This window comes from Psychrobacter sp. NPDC078929, assembly GCF_050267985.1.
In the GTDB taxonomy this organism is placed as follows: Bacteria; Pseudomonadota; Gammaproteobacteria; order Pseudomonadales; family Moraxellaceae; genus Psychrobacter.
Genome location: NZ_JBNNFX010000005.1, coordinates 113,383 through 137,143, shown reverse-complemented (window position 1 = coordinate 137,143; position 23,761 = coordinate 113,383). Strand labels below are relative to the sequence as shown.

General features: G+C 43.3%; 16 protein-coding genes. 6 read left to right on the top strand and 10 right to left on the bottom strand.

Annotated features, from left to right (window positions below):
* The first annotated feature begins 3 nt into the window (after positions 1-3).
* Together ACQKCG_RS04655 and recD are read left to right on the top strand one after the other, a co-directional pair.
* Complete coding sequence (locus ACQKCG_RS04655; RefSeq protein WP_427550877.1) at positions 4-4,539, top strand: UvrD-helicase domain-containing protein; 4,536 nt, start codon at positions 4-6, stop codon at positions 4,537-4,539.
* Between the two features lie 74 nt (positions 4,540-4,613).
* Positions 4,614-6,836 carry an exodeoxyribonuclease V subunit alpha gene (gene recD / locus ACQKCG_RS04650; RefSeq protein WP_427550878.1) on the top strand — a complete coding sequence of 741 codons (2,223 nt, stop codon included), beginning with the start codon at positions 4,614-4,616 and terminating at the stop codon, positions 6,834-6,836.
* Between the two features lie 106 nt (positions 6,837-6,942).
* Here the strand turns inward: recD and ACQKCG_RS04645 are convergent, their stop codons facing one another.
* Both ACQKCG_RS04645 and ACQKCG_RS04640 read right to left on the bottom strand, forming a co-directional pair.
* Positions 6,943-7,506 (bottom strand): hypoxanthine-guanine phosphoribosyltransferase, encoded by a 564-nt coding sequence (locus ACQKCG_RS04645; RefSeq protein WP_057760160.1) that lies wholly within the window; start codon positions 7,504-7,506, stop codon positions 6,943-6,945.
* A 102-nt stretch (positions 7,507-7,608) separates the two neighbouring features.
* Positions 7,609-8,277, bottom strand: coding sequence for a hypothetical protein (locus ACQKCG_RS04640; RefSeq protein WP_160021771.1), 669 nt, complete (start codon positions 8,275-8,277; stop codon positions 7,609-7,611).
* 302 nt (positions 8,278-8,579) lie between these two features.
* Between ACQKCG_RS04640 and ACQKCG_RS04635 the strand changes: the two genes are divergently transcribed.
* The 3 genes from ACQKCG_RS04635 (at position 8,580) to ACQKCG_RS04625 (ending at position 11,779) form a co-directional block, all read left to right on the top strand.
* Entirely contained in the window at positions 8,580-10,262 is a 1,683-nt protein-coding gene (locus ACQKCG_RS04635; protein WP_427550879.1) for a carbon starvation CstA family protein, read from the top strand.
* A 115-nt stretch (positions 10,263-10,377) separates the two neighbouring features.
* Positions 10,378-10,689: a cory-CC-star protein gene (locus tag ACQKCG_RS04630; RefSeq protein WP_427550880.1), complete on the top strand. Its 312-nt coding sequence runs from the start codon at positions 10,378-10,380 to the stop codon at positions 10,687-10,689.
* A 73-nt stretch (positions 10,690-10,762) separates the two neighbouring features.
* The gene (locus ACQKCG_RS04625; RefSeq protein WP_427585207.1) at positions 10,763-11,779 is read left to right on the top strand and encodes an ArsA family ATPase; all 1,017 of its coding nucleotides are present in this window, start codon (positions 10,763-10,765) and stop codon (positions 11,777-11,779) included.
* A gap of 16 nt (positions 11,780-11,795) precedes the next feature.
* Here ACQKCG_RS04625 and ACQKCG_RS04620 read toward each other — a convergent pair whose 3' ends face one another.
* The 3 genes from ACQKCG_RS04620 to ACQKCG_RS04610 all read right to left on the bottom strand — a co-directional run bounded on the left by ACQKCG_RS04620 (position 11,796) and on the right by ACQKCG_RS04610 (position 16,308).
* Positions 11,796-13,271, bottom strand: a complete 1,476-nt coding sequence (locus ACQKCG_RS04620; RefSeq protein WP_427585214.1) for a DUF3482 domain-containing protein — start codon at positions 13,269-13,271, stop codon at positions 11,796-11,798.
* Between the two features lie 438 nt (positions 13,272-13,709).
* On the bottom strand, positions 13,710-14,693 hold the full coding sequence (locus tag ACQKCG_RS04615) for a sterol desaturase family protein (RefSeq protein ID WP_427585206.1): 984 nt from the start codon (positions 14,691-14,693) through the stop codon (positions 13,710-13,712).
* A 214-nt stretch (positions 14,694-14,907) separates the two neighbouring features.
* Positions 14,908-16,308, bottom strand: coding sequence for a DUF2868 domain-containing protein (locus tag ACQKCG_RS04610; protein WP_427585205.1), 1,401 nt, complete (start codon positions 16,306-16,308; stop codon positions 14,908-14,910).
* A 204-nt stretch (positions 16,309-16,512) separates the two neighbouring features.
* Here ACQKCG_RS04610 and ACQKCG_RS04605 point away from each other — a divergent pair, with 204 nt between their 5' ends.
* Positions 16,513-17,304: an SDR family oxidoreductase gene (locus tag ACQKCG_RS04605; protein ID WP_427585204.1), complete on the top strand. Its 792-nt coding sequence runs from the start codon at positions 16,513-16,515 to the stop codon at positions 17,302-17,304.
* Positions 17,305-17,365: 61 nt separating this feature from the next.
* On the opposite strand, the gene ACQKCG_RS04600 is transcribed toward ACQKCG_RS04605, so the two are convergent.
* The 5 genes from ACQKCG_RS04600 to prpF all read right to left on the bottom strand — a co-directional run bounded on the left by ACQKCG_RS04600 (position 17,366) and on the right by prpF (position 23,713).
* Positions 17,366-18,934, bottom strand: a complete 1,569-nt coding sequence (locus tag ACQKCG_RS04600) for a bifunctional 2-methylcitrate dehydratase/aconitate hydratase (protein ID WP_427585203.1) — start codon at positions 18,932-18,934, stop codon at positions 17,366-17,368.
* Positions 18,935-19,077: 143 nt separating this feature from the next.
* Complete coding sequence (locus tag ACQKCG_RS04595) at positions 19,078-19,704, bottom strand: GNAT family N-acetyltransferase (RefSeq protein ID WP_427585202.1); 627 nt, start codon at positions 19,702-19,704, stop codon at positions 19,078-19,080.
* 71 nt (positions 19,705-19,775) lie between these two features.
* Entirely contained in the window at positions 19,776-21,629 is a 1,854-nt protein-coding gene (locus tag ACQKCG_RS04590; protein ID WP_427585201.1) for an ABC transporter ATP-binding protein, read from the bottom strand.
* 40 nt (positions 21,630-21,669) lie between these two features.
* A complete protein-coding gene (locus tag ACQKCG_RS04585) occupies positions 21,670-22,437 on the bottom strand; it encodes a DUF4145 domain-containing protein (RefSeq protein WP_427550893.1) in 768 nt (255 codons plus the stop codon).
* A gap of 22 nt (positions 22,438-22,459) precedes the next feature.
* A complete protein-coding gene (gene prpF, locus ACQKCG_RS04580; protein ID WP_427550895.1) occupies positions 22,460-23,713 on the bottom strand; it encodes a 2-methylaconitate cis-trans isomerase PrpF in 1,254 nt (417 codons plus the stop codon).
* Positions 23,714-23,761 lie beyond the last annotated feature (48 nt).

The window sequence follows — 23,761 nt, the reverse complement described above, 5'->3', positions numbered from 1 at the left end:
CTTATGACAGACTTTACCGACCCAACCAGTATCAGTGACCTTTCTACACAGTCTACGCAACCACATTTATTCGATGAGTACTCGGATGAGCTGCCTCACGCCAATCCTATATCTGATCAAAAAGCGGATGTAATACCAGCAGTTGATGTTGCTCTAACAGGCAAGCATTTAATTGAAGCCTCAGCTGGTACTGGCAAAACGTGGACATTAACTGGTATCGTGCTGCGTCTGCTGATTGAAGCGCGGCGTGCGCCAGAGCAAATCATCGCCACGACCTTTACTCGCGCTGCCGCAGCTGAAATGCGTCAGCGTATTCATGACCGTTTGGTAGATTTTTATCAATTATTACAATGGGTCAATAGCCTAAGTGCTGATACTAATAATAAAGAGAGTTTATACCCGAACATATTACAAGTCATGCCTGAGAGTGATAAGGATAGACAAGCAGATAACTCAAGTGCTGCCTCAAACGCTGAGGCAGAGAAAACTGACCAGCTAAATCAAGACCTTGCTACTGATAAGCAAGCTACCGCTGATAAACGTAAACAAGCAAAAAAATATCGTGAAGATTGGCTAGTCAATCAGGCAAAATATGCGCGCTTAGATGGCATCATGAAAGATCCTATTAACTTGCATTTAATTGGTTATTTATTGGATCATGTCTACAGCTATCCAATGACAGAAGCTATTAGGCGTACCGCGCTGGTGCTAACGACGTTGGATAAGCTATTCGTAGGTACGCTCGATAGCTTGGCGCAAAAATGGCTGACGGAATATAGTAGCGAGACGGGTCATCAGCAGGGCATGGGAATTATTGAAGACAGCAGTATTGAACAGGTGACTGATAGTATTATCCATGATGAGCTGCGTCAGTTTCAGAGCCGCTTATACTATGAGCAGCCTAAACTTTATGCGCTAATGGATCAGCAAGGTAAGCTGACTGCAGTTGGCGATCATAAGAAATATGTGACTCGCTCGCTTAATTTTATCTCTGCGCCGATTGACAATGTTGATACTATTGAATTTGATATTCAGGCTTACGAAGAATTCTTGAGCCAGTTCTGCGATTGTGATTTTCATGATATGCAAGCTTACTTTGAGAAAGATTTTAGAAAAAAAGAAGGGTTTGATAATCGTAAAAGTGTTGCTAAAAACTTAGGTTTTTATCAAGATTTTAAAGATCTTATTCAGAGCAAACAACTATCTTTTTCTCAAAGTCTATCCAAACCACAGTTAAATTTTTTGAAACAACTTCAAGCAACTTATGATGACTCAGAAGATTCTGGATTTTTAGAAGACAAAGAGCAAGGACGGTTAAGGTTTATCAGTACTGAGTCTGTTCAGATGTTACTTAAGCTAAATTGTTGTATCCAACAATTTAATGATCACATAGTTACTGTTTTAGCCAATCTTAACCGCCGTATTGTGCTGGCTGTGCGTAATAGACTGCCAGTTATTTTAGAAGAGCGCGGCGAGACGACCTTTAGTTTGCAGATGGTACGCTTAAACCAAGCATTAACTGGTCGTCAAGGAGATAAGCTGGCGCGTTATATTCGTCATCACTATCCTGTGGCATTGATTGACGAGTCGCAAGATATCAATGGCGAGCAAGCCACTATGATTGAAAGCATCTACTTGCCAAAGAATAAGCGTAAACAGTCGGACAGTGATAAACAGGCAACCACTAAGAAAGCCAATCATGAGTTTCTGCTACTGGTTGGTGATCCTAAACAGGCTATTTATGGGTTTCGTGGTGGCGATGTGGCCAACTACAACTATATGAAAGCCCAGTTTAATAAAAGTGCCCTTTGGACGCTTGATATCAACCGCCGTTCTAATGCCGGTGTGATTAACGCATTAAACTGTTGGTTTGGTATGGCTGATGCCACAACTGCTGAGAATAAGCTGTCGCAACTGGGTACTGGGATTCACTACCAACATATCAAAGCAGCAAAACCGGAATATGAGCTGTCTTGGTTTAATGAGTCAGATAGGCTGGATAACGTATTGGTGACAGAAGTGCTTTCTGCTCAGCCAGTGAGCTTGTTGCACCTGCCTTATGATAAGGAAAAAGAGTTTGATTATGATGAACATGAAATAACAGCTCGCCATATAGCCACTTTGCTTAATAGTGGTCAGACACTTAAAGGTCAGCCGATTCAGCCCAGTGATATTGGGGTGCTGGCACGTGCCAAAAAAGATCTGAAAAGGGTCGAAGATGAGCTAATAAAGCTTAATGTGCCGACTTTGACTACTAGTGATGTCAGCATCTTTGAGACTATTATGGCAGAAGATGTAGCGGCATTGCTAAGTGCCATGTTATACCCGTATCGTCATGACATGATTAATCGGGTGTTGACCAGTCACCTATATGGACTGAGTATCAAAAACATCAAAGCCATGATGACGGACCATGAGTCAGGCGTTACTGAGGGCAGCAGTACGTCAAGCGCCCATTCACAAAACTCTAATTCGAAAGACCTCCCAGCCAATGAAACGACTGATACCAAAAAAAGCTATCAAGACTTTATTACCTATTTAAAAGAAGGTGCACAGCGTTGGCAGCACTTTGGCATATTATCGGCGCTACATTATTTATTAGATAAAAGCCCTGTACAGCCGCAAGGCGTTTGGCAAGCCCTAGCTGCTCATCCAGAAGGTGACCGTCATATCATGGACTTGCGTCATGTCATGGACATCTTGGCGCAGTATGGTCTAGGCATGGGTGAGTATGAGTTGCTGGCGTGGTTCAGACAGCATATAGATGCAGCGCCTAACAGTGACTGGGCTAAGCAATATCCGCTACCGACAGAATCTGGTGTGCAATTGATGACCATTCATAAGTCTAAAGGGCTTGAATTCCCTGTTGTCTATGTATTGGGAATGGGTGATGCCAGTAGGAAGTCTGGCAATAAGGAAGACTATGGGCTGTATCTATATAACGCGCAACAAGCGCCCTCAGCATTAGTGCAGCAGTCGATAGACAGTCAATCAACAGGAAATCAGCGCCGCTTCTCACCATTGCAAGGCTCTTCCACGGATAAGGGTTATTATACTGATATCGAAACAAAAGAGAATTTTGATGAGCGCCGCCGCCTTGGCTATGTAGCATTTACTCGGGCCAGTGAGCAGCTCTATGTAGTGTTAAAAGAGGCCTATAGAAATACCGATTGTGACTTAAGACCAGTGTGCCATTGGTTTGACTCCGAGGATGCCAAGTTTGAGCTACCTGATAGACTCAAAGGTACCATAGGCATGCTCAGAGGTCATAAGGTTAATGAGTTCTATGACAATAATTACGCAAACAAAACTGCTAATTCAACAGGCGTAAATGACAGTGCTCAACTGGCTACTACCAAGTCAAATGCTCATAAGCCTACGACAGAGGCTATTGAATACGCGCCCTTTGCAGAGGTGATGAAAACTAATTATTTTTATGGTTGGGCCAAGACTAGCTTTACCGCTTTGGCGCGTCAGCTAGATGAATCTACACAAGCAATGGCGATAGTGGATGAGCGTATTGATGATGCGATAGACATTGATATGACAGAGTCTTCAGTTTCTGATATTTCGTTACTTAATAACGATGAGTCTCTCGAACAAGACGGTGAACTGAGCTTCAAGTCAGAAGAGGATATCCGCTTTACCTTTGTTAAAGGCGCTAATGCCGGTACATTTTTGCATGAGATATTTGAAAAAATTGATTTCAACAATAAAGCGCAGTGGTCTCAAGTTATCGATAGAGCCATCAGTAGTTATCAGCTGCCGCTGGTGTATAGCAGTGCTGAAACCCAAAGCCGTCGATTGCAAGCAAAGACGCAAGAGCAAGGTAATGACGTTAATACTGATTCATTTAATCTTAACTCAGTAGACGCTAGCAAACATGAGGCGTTGATGGACTGGATTGAAGAGGTCTTAGATGCGCCATTATTGGCCTCCAAGCAACCGTTGCGCTCTATTGATGCAGGTCAACAATTTGCCGAGTTAGAGTTCAACATGGGGTTGTCAGAGAATTTTAAAGCACAGGATATTAGTCAACTTTTTCAACAGTATTTACCTGATGAGACAGATAAACATGTCACTCTAGTTCCACAAAATAAAGCGCATCTGTATCGTTATCTACGCGGTGAGATTGACTTGGTGTATGAGCATGCTGGCAAGTATTATGTGGTCGATTATAAAAGTAACTTTCTAGGAAATAGCCTAAGCGATTACAATGAAGATACGCTCAAGAAAGCAATGTCCAAAGCAGGCTACTGGCTACAAGCAGCAATCTATCAAGTAGCATTACATCGGTTCCTTGCCATGAGAATCAGTGATTATACGGGTAACGAAGATAAGTACTTAGGCGCTGTAGAGTACGTGTTTTTACGCGGTGTGTATGATCCGAATGCTAAAATCGCTGACACTACCTCTCAAGATAATAATAAACATAGCAGTAACAACTTAGAGAATTATGGCTGCTATGGATTGGTCACTTGGGATATTCCCATCGACTTTGTTAAAGGTCTAGATGCATTGTTTGGCCTACCGGATTAATAAACCTTATATAGCAACTAGGTAGATAAAAATTGTTATAGCAGTTAATAAGATTAATAAGAGATAAATATACGATGAGTAATAATAACAATAAAAGTAAGTCAGCCATTAGTTTACAAGAGAGCTGGGCCAGTAACATCAGCGATTATATCTTGTTACGTCGTCAGCAAACACATGTAGCATATGACGCGACAAATGCAAAGACGAATGATGAGAGCAAAAAAATCAATAAGTCGGAAAACAATGACTTATTTACTGCTCTATTCGTTATTTTAGCGGCTCATTTGGAAGAGGGCCATACTGTATTAACTGTCGATACAGCCGATCATGGAGCTCCCATGCAAGGTCAGATTAATGGGGAAGTAGTCACGTTATATGCATGGCAGCAGCAATTATTGGGGATACTGGCAACACCAATTTTTGCGCTGATTGATACTCAGATAAAAACGCAAATAGACACGCAACTAGACACGCAACTAGACGATGTTACTACAACAGAGACATCGCTATTTGTATTACTGGACACTTTGTTTGGTCAGCGAGATTACCTGTGGGCGCAGCTAGCACTTAGTAATCATGAAAAAGAGATGTTGATCAAACGTTTTGATGCAATAACTACGTTATATCAGCGCTTGAAAAATAGCGACTTAAATACTTTCGTTCATTCAATCCATGAGCATGCTTTATTTGCTAACGTTGAGGCAAATACTAATTATAACAACTATCAAAATAGCCTAAGCAAAAATAATCAACCGATTATTTACAACATAGCTAAAAGTGAACAAACTCGAAGTTCGAAAATCACATTTTGGTTACACCGTGCTTGGCAAGCAGAGTTTAATTTAGCAAAAAATATCAACAATATCTTAAATCAGCAAGTAAGTCCTTTACAGATAGCAATACCTGAAAACCTTCATGAGCACCAAGTGAAGGCAATCAATGTCGCTAATAATAATGCGTTTAGTATTATTACTGGTGGTCCAGGCACAGGTAAAACCTACACTGTGGCTCAATTGGTCATTGCGCTGCAGCAAGCGACAGAGAGTGGGGGGGATGGGGCTGAGCATATTCGATTCAGTACGGACAGTGCCAGTTTGGCATTGGCCGCACCGACTGGTAAGGCAGCCCAACGTATGCAAGAATCTCTACAGGCGGCTTTAGATGACGCAAATGTAGAGCTGCAGTTGCAAGAGGCAAAAACCATCCATCGTCTACTAGGTATCGGTCGAACGGGTAGACCGCGCTACGATGCCAACAACCCACTCGGTGAAGATATTATCATCGTTGATGAGGCATCTATGCTCGGAGTCGAGTTGGCCAATTACCTTGTGAGCGCGGTAAAGCCAGGTGCTAGGCTGATATTATTAGGCGATGCTAATCAGTTAGCAGCCGTCGATGCAGGAGCAGTATTGGCTGATCTATGCCGTATTCCACTATTGCAACCCATACACGCAGAGCTAACAGAGAGCCGCCGATTTAGCGCCGAGTCAGGTATCGGTAAACTGGCCACTCAAATCAATAAAGCAGAGACAAATCTTCAAGCTATTTGGCAATTATTAAGGCAAGACGCTGCTTTGAGTTTTCAATATGTTAATACGTTACAAGCAGAGTCCATATCAAATAATGAGATAAAAAATAGCCTAAGCAAAGAAAAAATTATTTCAAGAATATCCGATAATTACCAGTCATACGTAAATAAAGTTAGAAATTTACTGGAAAATCCGATTGAAAAATCCGTGCCAGAATCAGTTAAAAATACTACCACTTCGTTAATGGAGGTATTTAATCAATTTAGAATCCTCACTGCTGGCCATAATGGTGAATGGGGTGACCACTATATCAATAACTACCTTACTCAATGGCATCTTGCTGAGTTGAAGTTACCATTGGGTCAAAACACATGGTTCCATGGACGTCCTGTTATGGTGCTACAAAATAACTATGAGCTTGTGCTATTTAATGGGGATATTGGTTTCTGCTTACAAACATCAGATGAAAGAAGCCAATTAGAAGTATTCTTTGAAAATAAGACACAAGGGATAGCTGTTAATTTGCTAAATGAAGAGGTGATAGCCACGGCATATGCAATGACCATTCATAAGTCACAAGGATCCGAATTTGATCATGTTGCCATTACTTTTGATAATAGTCATGCAAGATTGCTGAGCAAAGAACTTATCTATACAGCAGTGACTCGTGCTAAGAAGCAGGTAACGATATATAGTACCAAGCACGCCTTAGAAAAAGCAGTTCAAACACCAACTGAGCGGCATACTGGTTTGGCATTACAGTTTTAACGATTCATTCAAGTTGTTGTCGGCACAATAAGTCAGTGCAATAAAAAAGCATCCAAATTGGATGCTTTTTTAGGATTTAACTATTTTAATCAATTAAGTCTAAGAATTAAACTTTGTCTTCTTTGATTGCGTAGATACCTGGCAGGTGACGCAAGTAACCATGGAAATCCATACCACAACCGTAAACATAACGATCTGCAACATCAATACCCACAAAATCTACGTCAAAATCTGCAACTTTGCGATCATGTTGCTTGTTAAGCAAGACACAAGACTCAAGTGATAGAGGCTTTTCTTTACTTAATTCTTCAACAACTGCTTTTAGAGTAATACCTTCGTCAAAGATGTCGTCGATTAACAATACGTGCTCACCTTCGATACTAACATCAGGCTTGAATTTCCAATCAAGCTCATTAGTACCTTCGTTATCACGATAACGAGTCGCATGGATATAATGCATACGATGGTAGAACGTAAGGTGTGTCAATAGTTGACCAGCTGGAATCAAGCCGCCGTTCATCACGACCATAACAATTGGGTTTAGACCAGCATAATGTAGATTGAGCTGAGCGGCCAAACGCTCATAAGCAGCAGCTACTTCGATACTGCTGATAAGGCACTCTGAGTTGCGTAAGGTTTTTTCAATTTCTTGGTTACTGATTTGGGTCATCGGGTGCGCCTTTGGTAAAAAGTGCCGCTTATTTTAGCAAATTTTAGTGAATTTGCCCAACGTCATATGACTTTTGGGACAAAATTAATCCAACTTTTGGGGTTATTCTGGCTTTTCTATAATAAATGGACGGTAATAATTGGCCAATCTATTCAATGAGTCATTTGGTAGGTCAGGTAATAGCTTATTAAGTGCCATACTCATGCCTTTATCAATTGCCGATTTGGCAACTGGAACTGACTTACGCTTGATCATGCCTAGCTTTAATGTCTCGGCATAACGACTGATGAAGTGGGTCAATGTTTCTTCGTTCATGGTTTCGAGTGCCGTTTTAAATTTGGCTCTATCTACATGCTCAGGCGTGATAGCAGCAAAACCTTCAGTGATGGTATTGGCGTCTTTTTCTGATAGTTTAAAGCCAACACGTTTAATGCCTTCATTATCAATAAAGGTTGCATGATCTCTTAGAAAATGAAAACTTGGTAATACGTCTTTGTTGTTTTCTTTACCTAGTAAGATATTGAGCAAAGTATCTGTCGCACGTTCAATCGTTCCAACAATTTTACGCATAGAGGCTTGGCGCTCAGGGTTCGGAATAATATCTACCAAACCAACCAATAAATTATCAGTAAGATCACGCGCTGTCTGATGCGTAAGGGCATCGCGATAAGGGTAGTACTCTACATTCTCATTTGAAGCAACGACTTGTTCGGCCTCACTGATTAAAGCTTTTAGTTTATCTGAGGGTACGAATCCAAAATAATGTGCCATTGCACTTCCTTTATTTGTTGTTTTTTATGTCTTACTTGCGTTACATTTATCACCAAATCGGTTATTATTCAAACAAAGTTTTAGTCTCAGGCTCATCACACCAAGTGCTGATTAGTGACATGCCCTAGTTATAAGATAAATGACTTTGTTGATTGGTAATAATTTTGCAAATTGCTAGAATTTACCTAAACGATAGATGAGCTGAGTCACTCATCGCACACTAATTTAGCATATTTTTCATATTTTAATTCAAAAAGCTTGAACTTATAAGGCTATTGACTACTTGTCTAGGGAGAGATGAGATGAATAGTGCTATTGTACTACTATTCGCCGTTGCCGCTATGCTCTGCGGCTACGTATTTTATTCAAAATTTATCGCCACCAAAATTTTAGCATTGGACAACAGCCGTCCTACACCCGCACATACGATGAAAGATGGGATCGATTATGTTCCTACCAATAAGTATGTATTGTGGGGGCATCACTTTACGTCAGTAGCAGGGGCTGCACCAATTATCGGTCCTGCCATTGCAGTCATTTGGGGCTGGGTACCTGCCATTATTTGGGTAGTGGTAGGTACTATCTTTATGGCTGGCGTACATGATATGTCTGCTATTTGGGCAAGTATGCGTAATAGAGGTCAGTCGATTGGCTCTATTGCTGGTACTGTCATGGGCACACGTGTCCGCAGCTTGATGATGGTTGTTATCTTCTTATTACTACTGATGGTCAATGCTGTATTTGGTGTAGCTATTGCCAATATGATGATCAAGACGCCATCTGCGGTATTGCCAGTTTGGGGTGCCTTAGTGGTTGCCTTTATCATCGGGCAGTGTATCTATCGCTACAATATGAATCTGGTCTGGGTATCCATTATCGGGGTAACGGCCCTGTACGGGCTTATCTATCTTGGCCCTATGTTCCCGATTGTGTTACCTGAGACCGTTATGGGTTTGCCTGATAACGCAGTATGGATCTTGATTTTGTTCGCCTATGCGGCGATTGCGTCGTTGTTGCCCGTATGGATGCTGCTTCAACCTCGTGATTATATTAATGGCTTACAATTATTTGTCGGTTTGATTTTATTGTATGCTGCTATTTTTATTGGCACGCCTAATATTGTCGCGCCAGCCATTAATACTGCATTACCAGCCGATACGCCGTCACTTCTACCATTGTTGTTTGTGACAATTGCTTGTGGTGCCATATCAGGATTCCATGGTTTAGTCGCAACAGGGACTACCTCTAAGCAGATTGATAAAGAAGAAGACGTTCGTTTCGTTGGTTACTTCGGTGCATTGGGTGAGGGCATGCTAGCACTTGGGGCAATCCTTGCAGCAACCGCAGGTTTTGCAACTCTTGGTGACTGGCAAGCGGTCTACCAAAAGTTCGGTGATGGCTCTATCGGTGCTTTCATTGACGGCGGTGCGACCATCTTGAATGCAGGCGTTGGTATCGATATGGTGCTATCACAGACCATGCTTACAGTAATGGCTGCATTGTTTGCTGGTACGACGATGGATACTGGCGTACGTTTACAACGTTATATCTTCCAAGAATTTGGTGAATTTTATAATTTGCCCGTACTCAATAAGAGTGTCGTTGCAACGTTACTTGCTGTCGGAAGCTGTTTGTTATTAGCGTTCGGTGCTGGTGGTATCGATGGCGCGGGCGGTATGATCATTTGGCCGCTATTTGGTACAACCAACCAGTTAATGGCTGCTTTAACCTTGATGATCGTTACCATTATCTTGTTACGTAAGGGTAAGCCAGTTTGGTACACCTTAGCACCATTGTCGTTCTTGTTGGTTATGACTGTTTTTGCACTATTGATTCAGCTCAAAACCTTCTTTACTGATGGTAATTGGCTACTTATTATTATGGATATTATTATCTTAATCGCGACCATTTTGGTGACGTTTGAGAGTTTGTCTGTACTACGAAAAGAGTGGTCACTACATAAAGGTAAAAGCGGTGAAGTTTAAACACTAAACCATATTGAGTATATGTTTAATAAAAAACGCTAGCAGCAATTGCTGGCGTTTTTTGTATCGTATAGGCATGATAGGTCATAAGAATTAAGTAAAATACGAGCACATTATGGAAAATGAAAACACATCAAATAATATAGAAAATGTTCAACCACTAGAGAACACTCAACCATGGTGGCAACGGTTTAAGAGTGGATTAAATGAATTTTATCATGCGCCTTATCGTCAGACGATGGCACGCGCCGCACGTGATGAAGAAGATTTTTTTATGTTGCTCATGTTTGCTGAGAGCTTGGGTATTGATAATCCCGCCAGCTTTTATACATTAGAGTTGCAACCTCTGTTTTTAGAGAACTTTCATGAGTGGCATACACGTATGGGAATGGATAGATGTCCATTTGACCACGTTGGGTGCTGCTAACAGTAGTGGATTGACTATATAAAAAAGTAGCTAAGCATTTATTAGATAATGAGATAAAATACGAGATAACAATATGGCATTACACCCTTTACATGGATTGGTAGAGCAGTTAGAGACACAACCGATTATATTTATCGGCGGCAAAGGTGGTGTAGGGAAGACCACCACGGCAGCAGCTCTAGCCAGCTACTATGCAAGCCAGCAGCAAAAAACCTTAATTGTCTCAACCGATCCAGCACATAGTTTGGGCGATGTATTGAATGTACGACTCAATAATGAGACAACGGTAATATCACCTTATCTAGATGCGATTGAGTTAAATCCTGACGTGATTGTCGATGAACATTTTGCTCAAGTCGAACGTACAATTAAAGCTTATGCCAACCCAGATATGATGCCAAAAATTCGTGAGCATCTGAGGCTATCTAAGTCGGCACCTGGCGCCCAAGAAGCCGCGATGCTCGAATCCATGTGTCACCATTTAGTCGAAGCGGCAGATGCTGGGTATGAACACATCATCTTTGATACCGCACCGACAGGTCATACTTTGCGATTATTGGTATTACCAGAAATGATGGGGGCGTGGACGGATGGGCTGCTTGCACAGCAGCGACGACAGGCCAAACTACGTTCGGTGGCAACGCATTTGGACAGTCACAATCAGAAAAACAGCGCTCAAAAGAACGATGTAGCCAATCCATTTGCAGCAAAAAAATCCGACCGTTGGGAGCAAGCTGTATCCGTATTAGAAAAGCGCAAGCAATTGTTCCGCCAAGCAGGGTTGCTACTACATGACCGTACACAAACAGCGATTGTGTTGGTGATGACCGCTGATGTTTTACCATTGGCTGAGACCAAGCGCGCTATCGAGCAATTAGAGGATAGTAAGCTCATGCCAGCAGCAATCGTTATCAATCAGTTGATATCAACCACACAGTCGGATGAGTTTTGGCGACGCCGTGCTGAGCGTCAGCAGCATCTGCTGCAGGATATCGAACAAAGCTTTACCAAGTACCCGCTGTATCCGATCTATCTGCAACAGACAGATGTACGCGGTACTGATGCATTGAGTGCGTTGTTAAGTGCATAGATAGTTAGCTAGTAATTTATGACTCACGCTTATACGACTGCAATTTACCTGACAGTGACCATGCCATGTCTGTGCGTAATAACTGAGCTTGTTCAGACTTACCGCTGCTCAGCGACGACCATTGCGGTTTACCTCGGGCTTTTTTGAGCTCACTTGGTAATTTATGTGCTGGCCATACCGTAATTGGATTATTGTCTTCATCTGCATGGTCACCGTCGTCAGTTAGCGACGTTTCAAGACTGCTGTTTTCGCCCTTATATAATAACTGAGTAGCGTCTGTAGCAGCATGACCACGATGACGTAATGCCGTAAGTAAGTCTAATGCTCGCGTGGCTAATAGCGTCAACGTAGCAGGGTCGATATATAAGCGTTTCACCCCAGTAATCCTATCGGCAATGCTGCTGGTGTTTGATAGCAACCCGCCTGCGATACCACCTATTGCGGCACCCAATCCCAGTGTCGTACCTAGGGCTGCCGCATCAATGCCCAATCCGAGCAGCGCACCTGCTGCTGCACCAGAAGTGGTACGAATGCCGTAGCTTTTGAGAAGTTCAGGGTCAAAAGGGTCTTGTTGATAGGCTTGTAGTTCAAGCGGTGTTGCTGCGACCGCATTGTCATAAAACTTATAAAGGTTAAGTAGGTTGTGCTGCATCGCACGTTCACTTTGCCTGACCGCTTCTTGCATTTGCTGTAGTACAGGAAGTGGGTCGTCATCTTCATTGATCTCGCGCACAAAGGCAGCAACATTCAATAAAAAATCAGCGATGATGATATTGGCCTCATCATACAGCTGAGCCCAGTCTTCCGTTCGACGTTGCATCAACTGCTCAAGCATCTCAGAGTGGGTGAGCATAGTGGCTAGGTTTTTCCATAGGCGCATCTCATCTTCAAACTCAAACGCGACCGAATCGAAACGCGTTGAAATATGCAGATTGCGTCTTGCCAGCATAGTCTGCCAGTCATCGATATTGGCATTCTGGCTGTCTGTAAAATTAAAAACAGGCATCACGGGGATAGCAGCCCAAGACAAAATCGCTAGCTCATCTTTATATTTACCCAATACAGGCTCACGAGCATCTACCACGTAAATGGCCATATCACTTGTCAGCAGCTGACGAATGACTTTGGCTTCTTGACTATAATCATAGGGCAAGTCATAACTGTCTGCACCTTGAGCAACATCCGCTGCTAAAAACTGTTGTAAGCGCTCAATACCATCACGGCGACTAGCAGTATTATCCTCTAGCCAGTCCATAAGCCCTGAAGCATCTTCCAGACCAGGTGTATCGTATAGCGCTACCAGCACCTCACCAGTTCGGCTGTCTGTCAGCTGTGCTTGCTCGACGTGACGTGTGGTTGCAGCTTCGTTTTTGACTTCACCAAAATATACGTCTCGCAATAACGTGCGCAATATAGAGGTTTTACCTGTATTTGTATGACCGACGACCGCCAATTTAAGCGGTTCACCACTGGCAATCGTTTTCTTTGTCATCTTTGACGCTGGTGCTGTCGTTGCTGATGCTTCGGTTGATACAGGTTGATTATCCTGAGTAGCTACTGTGGATTTTGAGGTGTTGTCTGAAGGATGATTTGAGACATTAGAGGTTGGCTCATAAGCCTTGTCTGCAAAGAGACCTGCAGGCTTATTATTCTCATGATTATTTTTATTGTCATTATTCATAGTAACGTCTTATATTTATTGATGGCAAAAACACACAGTAGCCATTTATTGTAAAACAAATCTGACTGGGTATCGGTTATGAATGCGTATAATCCATATCATAAATCGTAGTCCACGCATTTATAATCATGCTCTAGTCGGTTCAATATACTTTGAATAACTTGGATACAAGGCAGCCGAATGAAAGCACTACAAGTAGTAGGCTAAGCGAGCCTGACACCGTATCCAATTTATAGAGAATTGACTATATTAAACAGCACTTGGTGGACGCAGCAGTACCTTGAGCTTTTTCTTAAGCCCTTTAGCACGAAAAAAGCGCTGCCACATACGGTAAAAGACGCCAAATATCAGGCTAACAATATTGTCGTGGCTGGTTTCACCAACGGCACCATATTTGACGGGGTTATTGACCGTATCTTCTTCTACATAAGTGCCGAACCAGCGATCAAAAATAATGAGAACGCCGCCGTAATTTTGGTCAATATATTCGTTATTGGTGCCATGATGAGCACGGTGATTGGATGGGGTATCAAAGACATACTCAACCCATTTTGGAAATTTTCCTACGGTTTCGGTATGGATAAAGAATTGATAAATCAAATCCAACCCATAAAAGAAAAATACCCAGACAGGATGTACGCCTAACATCATCAGCGGGACAAAGAATAGCCACCATCCCGTCACTGAGTACAGCAGGCTTTGACGCATGGCGGTGGACAGATTCATATGGTCATCTGAATGGTGCACGACATGCGCTGACCAAAACCAATTCATACGGTGTGACGCACGATGGAACCAGTAGTAGCTAAATTCAACCGCGACGAATATAGGAATGGCGGTGAGCCATGTCACCTCAATAGTAAATAAGCGATATTGATATAACCATAAGCAGATAGGTATGACGATAAGCGCTTGGACAATCAATTCGAACCCTAAATAAGAGCCGCCTAAGCTAAAATTGGTCATCGCACGGCGCCAACTAAAGCTTTTACTATTGCCGCGCTTGGACTGATAGAGCCATTCTGCCAAAAATAACAAGAAAAATGGACCTCCAGCCAGCGGTAGTAGCCACTCTTGCCAATACGCGGGCAGAATGCTTGCCAGCATTGGCTGCCATGACTCTGGCGCAGCCGTTAAGATACTTTGGTTTAACGCCTCTCGGTAACCATCCAATAGTTGACCATACTGACCTAGGGTCATAAGGGGGCTGTCTAAAGAGATATCTGCTGCCATCTTGGGCTCCTAGACACTATAAAACATCCTTGTCATCTTGATATAACGTCACAGCTATCAAAATATATCTTAACAACTGTTATATCAATAAGTCTTTAAGCCTGTCTGAGGTTATAGATCTATAATATTTATTTATTGTATATCATGCGAGTCATAATGATAAGTTCATATATGAAAAATAGATTGCAAGTAATAGATTAAAAATTAGAATGTATTAAGCATCTATATCAACCAAGCCAATTTTTCGTGCAGAGAGCGCTGTTTGCCATTGCTGATAGCGAACTGCTTGTTTGTCTAATGGCTCATCATCGGTACGTGCATCAGTCAAGCTAGCCGCAGAGTTGGTATCGCTAAGCAGCTGTACAATAAGCCCATCTTTGGCGTGAGTAGCGATTTGATCGATTTTTCGTAGCGTACCGCGGTCGGGCAGTGCGTTGCTATGAATGCCAAGTAAGACCTGTACAGGATGCGCATCTAAATAGTTTTTAAGCCGTGCCATATCATCACGGTCATCAACGATGCCAAAATCCTCAACTTCGCTTGATTGTTCAAAACCATGGTTGCTGCCATCAAGCCCTGACTGCCACCATTCGTCCTGATTTGCAGGGTATTCAAGCAGCGCAACTAACTTTTTGCCCATACTGACCGTCGCTTTTGGGGCGATAGGGGCTAGCGCTTCTATAAAGTCATCAGCATCTACCACGTGCCGCTGCCAAAAGTTTAGGATTTTTTGATAATAGGGTTGTTTGATATCCAAACGCATTTTTTTGCGGCGGAACATCAATGCACAGAATGCCCATGCTATCGCTCGCGGTACAATGCCGTACATCAGCAAGCTACCGACTAGTAACCCCGCCCATTGCCGTGCAACAGACAGCGGCATGGCTTCGGTGACAAGCCTGCTCTGTGCGATCGCTGTACTGTCTGGCACACCAAACCCTACCATACTCGGTAGCCATCCTAATACTTGAGTCAAGTTCACCAGCGCCTGATCAGAGAGTAGGGTTGACTCCCAGCTAAAGCTATACTGGCGTACAACCAACAAAAATATAATCGCAAGCAGCATACCGGTCAATGTCGCGAGCCATAACTGATGACTAAACCGCCCCAAATACCAGCGCATACCGCTGTGCTGCAACTGGCGTTCATACAGATCGACAGCCGCTTTGGTCACATCGTCTTTACCGCGTATAAGGTAGCTTGGACTGACAAAGCTGGCAAACCAACTGGGTGCTTGTTGGTCTCGATTGATGAGTGTCATGACCAGCCAACCACCAAGCATGATAGTGTGGAACCCAAGCAAGCAAACCAATACATAAAAGAAGTTCACCACATTGGACTGCAATAGCGTGAACAGACCCAAAAATCCCGAGATGCACCACACCACACTCATAACGATCATGATGCCTTTTATGCGGCCATCAATCTTACCCAGTACCCGCGCAAGTGCACCATTACTATCTATCCGTGATGCCCGTCGATGCAGCTTTTGGATAGGCGTGCCATCCTCACTCTGTAGCTTTTCTGTGATTAGTAACGGGTCAGTGGCAAAGACGTGCTGATCGGTCTCTAAGGCACGTACCAGCTCGGTCAGTTGGTCTTGGGGTGATAGCATAAGGCGCTGATATCCGTATAAGAACGTCAATATAAGTAATGGAAAGCAAAAAATGCGGGTTTAATCGCTAAAAATTATTGTATCGTATATAGAATGAGAATAGTGTCTATTATTTTTATCATAGCAAACACTCGTAAAATCAGCCAAAATGAATAAACAAACCAACACGTGCTAAGAGCTGTATAAAAAGAGTGAGGGTAGCATATGAATAACGACATGAATAATAAAACCTATCTTATCATCGGCGGAACGGGCGGTATTGGTCAGGCCATGGTCAAGCAGCTGGTACAAGAGTCAGCTGCCGATCAAACTGACGGCGCATCTGCTAAAAGACATAGTACACAAGTATTCGCCACTTATCATCGCAGTGAGCCGAACTTTGAAGCAGAAAATCTACACTGGTTACCCATGAATATCAGTGATGAAGACAGCATCAAAAAAGCGGCCGACACCATCAAGCAGACAGTGGGTCATGTCGATTGGGTAATCAACTGCGTGGGATTATTACATACCAAGACTGCGCAGCCAGAAAAGGCCTTGAGGCAGATTGAAACGGAGTTCTTTTTACAGAACATGCAAATCAATGCACTAGCAAGCTTGCTGATAGCCAAGCATATCAAACCGTTGCTCGCCAAAGCTGAACGCAGCGCTGAGCATCCAGGTATTTTTGCGACCATATCAGCTCGTGTCGGTAGTATCACGGACAATCAACTTGGCGGCTGGTATAGTTATAGAATGAGCAAGGCGGCGCTCAATATGGGGATGAAAAACTTGAGTATCGAATGGGGCCGATCACTCAAAGAGGTGTGCGTAGTCGTTATGCAACCGGGAACCGTGAATACCCAACTGTCCGCACCGTTTCAAGGCAATGTCGCTGAAGGACATCTATTCTCGCCAGCCTATAGCGCCGAGTGTTTATTGGAAGTGCTATCAGGGATGACGGCTGCCCAATCAGGCAGTTTTGTCGATTGGGCAGGAGAGTCGATACCTTGGTAATCAATATCTTGGTAATGATACAAATGATAGGGTGGTTTAGGATGGCTATCCTGTTAAAACACTAATAAGCCATAAATAAGTCCATAAACTCATTCACTGGCGTTTGCTCCAATTTTTCTTGATCGTCACACAGCTCAATGATTTGCTGACACCGACTGTCGATAAAGCGAGTAGCCAAGCTGGCTCGGAACTTTGCCTCAAGTATAGGAATGCCCTCGGCACGGCGGCGTTTATGACCGATAGGATACTCGATGGCGACTTTTTCTGTGCTACTGCCATCTTTGAAGAATATTTGAATGGCATTGGCAATAGAGCGCTTACTGGGGTCATGGTAATCTTTTGAATACTGTGCGTCTTCTTCTACCATCATTTTTTCGCGTAGCTCATCGATTGATAAATGCTCTTCATGATAGTCATCCTCGTAGTTCTCCGCCATCAAATCGCCTGTCAATAGTGGCACAGCCACCATATATTGTAAGCAGTGATCCCGATCAGCTGGGTTAGCAAGCGCACCTTCCTTTGAGATGATGCGAATTGCAGAATCATGCGTGGTTAGGACAATTTTTTCAATATCATCAATTCGACCTCTCACATGTGGATGCAAAATAACCGCCGCTTCACAAGCAGTCTGCGCATGAAATTCAGCGGGAAAGCTGATTTTAAATAAGATATTCTCCATCACATAACTGCCAAAGTCACGCTGAAAGGTAAATCGACGCTCGTCTTCGGGTTTGGTTGCAAGATCTTTATTGGTATGGATAAACAGCACATCATAAAACCCCCATTGCGGTGCGGTTAGTGCGCCAGGGACACCCATTTCACCACGTGCGGTGATATCTACCAGACGTACCGCACGGCTGGTTGCATCACCTGCCGCCCATGATTTTCGGCTGCCCGCGTTGGGTGCATGACGATAGGTGCGCAGTGCCTGACCATCGACGATGGCTTGTGAGATGGCTGCCATGATGCGCTCACGTGGCAGCTGATAAAGTTTTGCAACGACGGCTGTTGATGCCAACTTGACCAAAAACACATGATCAAGCCCCACACGATTGAATGAGTTTTCGAGTGCCAGTACACCTTGAATCTCATGCGCCATGATCATGGCTTCAAGCACTGCTCTCATGGTCAGTGGTGCTTGTCCTTGGCTGATAATTTTCTGACTAATATAGTCGGCAACCGCTAAGATACCACCCAAGTTATCAGAAGGATGGCCCCATTCGGCAGCAAGCCACGTATCGTTATAGTCAAGCCAGCGCACCATACAGCCAATATCAAAAGCGGCCTTGATGGGGTCTAGTCTATAGGAGGTGCCAGGGACGCGAGCGCCATGCGGCGTTATTTGATCGGGACAATCAGGTCCTAAGTGCTTGGTACACTCAGGAAAGCGCAGCGCCAATAGACCGCAGCCAAGCGTGTCCATCAGACAGTGGCGCGCGGTATTCCACGCATCAGTAGGGTTTGGGGATTGCCTATCTATTGAATAGTTGAGAACGTAATCGGCGATTTTTTGAATTTCATTGTCATATTCTGGACGGACGTTGCTTTCTACCGTCGCATCGTTTGTATTTGAATTGGCTATATCCACATTGGCTGTATTTGAATGGTTATCTAAGTGATTATTTGACATGGTTGGTTCCTCATCCTGAGTGTGCTACTTCCTTGACTGATTATCTCAGCCATCCTTTTAAAGGAATCATTATTTAAAAGTAGCATACTCAATATGGAACAACCAATTTGAATTATGTTAAGAATTAAGATGTTAGCAGCGGTCTAAATCATTAAGTACAACAGACCTAAAACAAACAAAGCGGCCATGATAAACAGCAGGAAACTTAAAACTTTGGTCGTGGTTGACGCAATATCCGTGCTCTCTTTTTTGATTTTGTTTTTCTTAGCAACGTATAGCACCATCTTCACATGCTCGATATTATCTTCAAGATAATGCTCACCTTCAGGTACAAAACCCAAAGACTCATAAAAACTAAGCAGGTAGGCCTGTGCCGAGATAATAATCGGGCGCTTTTTACCATATTTTTTGCGGCAATGAGCAATAGCCTGAGTCATCATCTGCCGTGCTAGGCCGTCACCTCTGTGCTCTGATAACACAAGCACTCTACCGATGGCAGGCATGGCAGTGTGGTTGGTCTTGATCGTAGGGTCGGCGACCGATAGATTGGATTTTAGTTTATTGAATTCGGGCGGGACAATGCGGCAATAGCCCACTAACGCCGCGTTTTGATGAGCAATCAAGTGTAAGCAATCAAAATCGACCTCATCCATATCTTGATAAGCACAGTTCTGTTCGACGACGAACACTTGTGAGCGTGCTTTTAGGATATGGTAAAGGTCAACTGAGGTCAGCTCGTCAAAGGTTTTGATAGAAAATTCACAATTCATAATGGTCTAGCTTCTGGCAATAGGCGGTAAAATAGGGGCATTATAACGATTTAGGCAGTCATTAACCATTCCTAACCCTTTAGGGTCTGGCTGATTTTGTCTAAATTTAAGCTATCAGACATGGCACTAAAGATTTCAAAATATTTGCCGCGTTGGGCATAGAGCGCCTCGTGTGTGCCTGTCTCAACCACTTCGCCATTTTCTATCACTACCAGATCATCGGCGTCGATAATCTGAGCAATATTGTGCGAAACCATGATGACGGTACGATCTTTTTTGATCAGATCAAGGCTTTTTTTGACCTGTTGACTGGCGATAGCATCGAGACTGGCGGTCGGCTCGTCCAAAAACACAATCGGCGGATCTTTTAAAAACATCCTTGCCAGCGCGATACGCTGCTGCTGCCCACCTGATAACGACTTGGCAGTGCTCTCATAGCCGTCTGTCAAGGCGACAATTTGCTCATGTATCGAAGCTTTTTTTGCCGCTACAATGATGTCATCAATGCTAGCATTCATATTCCCATAACGGATGTTTTCACTAATCGTACCCGAAAAAATATGATTGCTTTGTAGCACCAGACCAATGTTTTGACGCAGCTCATGAGTATCACAGTCAGCCAAATCACGCCCGTCTAGGCATATCGAGCCTGCGTCTGGCGCATAGAACTTGACCAATAGATTGATAATCGTGCTCTTGCCAGCGCCAGAGAGGCCAACCAGCGCCGTGATACGGTTGGGCTTAATAGTGAAGCTGACGTCTTTGAGCGCTTGCGTCCCATTCGGATAAGTAAAGTCGACATTTTTAAGCTCGATATGACCTTTTAAGTTGTCGCTACTGATACCAGCGATGCTCTCGACTTGGCTGTCATCTTCTAAAATATCAAAAAACCCTTCGGCATAGGTCAATGCATTATTTATCTGGTCGTAGATGCGATGCAGCTGTCGAATAGGGGCGGCGACATTTTGAAACAGCATGACATGAAACAAAATCATACCAATGGTCATCTCACCTTGTAGGACAAAATAAGCGGTGAGCAAGATGATAACCACCACACCAATCTGTTCGATAAAGGTTTTGATGGCATCATAAACAAAACCAATACTGCGAATACGCAGCTGATTATCGGTCATTTCCTTTTGAATGGCTAAGTGCTTTTCTGCTTCTATCGACTCACGGACAAAGGATTTCACCACGCTGATCGAATTGATCAAAGATATTACCAAACCGCTTTTGGCTTCTCTATAGCCGCGCATCTGCCGACGAAACCCTTGTAGACGCTGCGCTTGTTTTTGACTGATAAAAAAGTAAATGGGAATGATAATAAGACCGACCAAGCCTATCCAAAAATTGGTCGAAAACATAATGATAAGCGCCACGATCGCATTGGCAAACAGCGGTAGCATATCGATAAAAAAGTTTTGCACTAAACTGGTTAAGCTGCTGACGCCATAATCGATACGCGTTTGCAACTTGCCGCTGTCGTTTTCGCTACTGGTATAAAATGCCATCCGATAGGTCAAGATGCGCTCAATGATTTTTTGCGATAAATCACGTGATAGATTGATACGAATCTTTTCGCCGAAGAAGCGTTGCCCAAACGAGATGAATATCGATAATATCTCTTTGGTTAAGAGTACCGCACTGATAATGGTCAGCATGCGCACGCCAGCTTCCCAAGGCTCAGCGAGGGTAGCGATTTCGGTCAAGGTATCAACGGCATAGCGCAGCACAAAGGCATTAACTTGCGCGGTAAAGGAGCCTAGAGCAGTCAGCGCTAAGGTGGCGATGATAAGCGAGCGATAAGGCTTAGCAAATACCGCCAGTTTTTTGAGGATATCCCACAGCAGCGCCCGCCGTTCTTTCTTTTCGACGGGCGGTTTTTTATCTAATTGCACACGGCGGGGTTGGGGAGGTGTCGGCATAAAACCTTATTGCAACGTTATATTAATTACTATTGTTAAATCACCTGTTTTTTATTGGACCTTTAACTTTATTTATATTTTGTGCCAATCTATTTAAATTGTTAGTAGGGGGCGCATACACCTGAGAGAGAATGTATTCAATCAGTTCGTAAGCATCCATAGTATTATTTGCAGTTAATTCCTCACCTGAATGACTCCCAGCGTTACCCAACCATTTCACAGCCTCAAAATGCTCTTTTATAGTTTGATATTTATCTGGCAGATGATCCTCAATTCTACTATGTAAAGATATTTTTTTACTTCCATCTTTTTTAGAATACAGATTTACACCTTGATCTGTAAGAATACCTTCAATAGCTATTCTTACTAAATTAGCTGCTGCAGAAGGAGAGGTAAAAAACAATTCAAATGACTGGTTGAGGATTTTTTTGATATCAGTAGGCGTATCTTCTGGGATAATAATTAAATTGAGGTTTGGATGAAAAAATAACGGTCGATAATAATCATCCCACTCTTGATATTGTTGTCCATAATCATCAACATCTATATCGAAACCCACACTTCCATGTCCTGTACATAGTACCTTACCTTCACATCTATCGTTATTACATTCAAAGACACAGTTAAAAATATATTCAATCCACTCTGGTTCAAAATCGGGATGTTTCTGCAGCTCATCTAGGTCAAAGGTTGTATATTTTTTAAAACTATCTTTCTGAATACGTAGAAGTCCAATATTACACTTAGGACAATTATAATCAGGTGAATTACTCAAGGTAAATGACTGCTTATATAAATTTCTATTCATTTATCAATACCCTGATTACTGGTTAAAACGCATCCGCTGGCACAAAAACTTCACCAACCATGATACGCCTTGCTGAGCGGCTCATCGACACTTTTTTGGCTTGCCAGCGCCCATCGACCAGTTCGGTTTTTCCACCGACGAGCAATGTGCCTGATGGATGACCAAAACGTACCTCTGTCAGCTCGCCACCACCAGCAGCTTTGTTAACAAGCGTGCCTTGCGTGGTCGCGGCAGAGGCAATAGCGACTGCTGCTGTCCCCATCATGGCGTGATGCAATTGCCCCATACTCATGGCACGTACGACTAGATCAATCTCTTCTGCATCGACCGATTTACCACTAGAGGCGGTATAGCTCTGTGCGTTACCAACCCATGCGATTTTAGGAATGTGTTGGCTGGTTTGCGCCTCGCTCACATCTTTAAATAATCCCATCGCCACGCCGCCTGTGGCACGGATTTTTTCAAGCTTGGTAAGTAGCTCACTATCACTATTAATGTCGCCTTGTAGCTCAGTACCCGTAAAGCCCAAATCTTCTGCGTTTATAAAGATGGTTGGGATACCTGCACTAATGAAGGTGGCTTTGATGCTATCAGCATTTAGACCGCAGCCTGATACATCGAAATCATCGACCAAATTGCCCGTCGGGAACATGTCGCTGGTGGCATCAACCGGATCGATAAACTCAATTTTAACTTCAGCTGCTGGGAAGGTGACACCGTCTAATTCAAAATCACCTGTCTCTTGAACCTGTACTTTGTCATTTGCATCTTTATAGACTGGCACATGAGCAATGATGGTTTTACCAATATTTTCTTGCCAGATACGCACTTCACAAATCCCGCTTTCAGCATTGTCATCGATACTATTAGCAATTTTGTCGGCATCAACTAGACCCATATTAATGGCACAGGCACCGACGGCTGCAGTTAAGTTACCACAGTTACCCGCCCAATCAATCATCGGCTTGGCGATATTAACTTGTCCAAACAGATAATTCACTTCATGATCTGGTCTGTCAGAGGCCGATAAGATAACGGTCTTTGATGTGCTAGAGCTGCCATTGCCTAAGCCATCGATCTGCTTACCGTAAGGATCTGGGCTACCGACGACGCGCAGCAAAAACTTATCACGCGACTCGCCAGCAACTTGGCATCGCTCAGGCAAATCAGACAATTTAAAAAACGTCCCTTTTGAGGTACCGCCGCGCATATAGGTGGCAGGGATGGGGATTTGCGGGGCGAAAGAAGCTTTTGATTGAGAGTTGGTTTGGGTCACTGTATTGAGTCCTTTTTATATTGTTATAAGATTGGGTATGGCGTCATC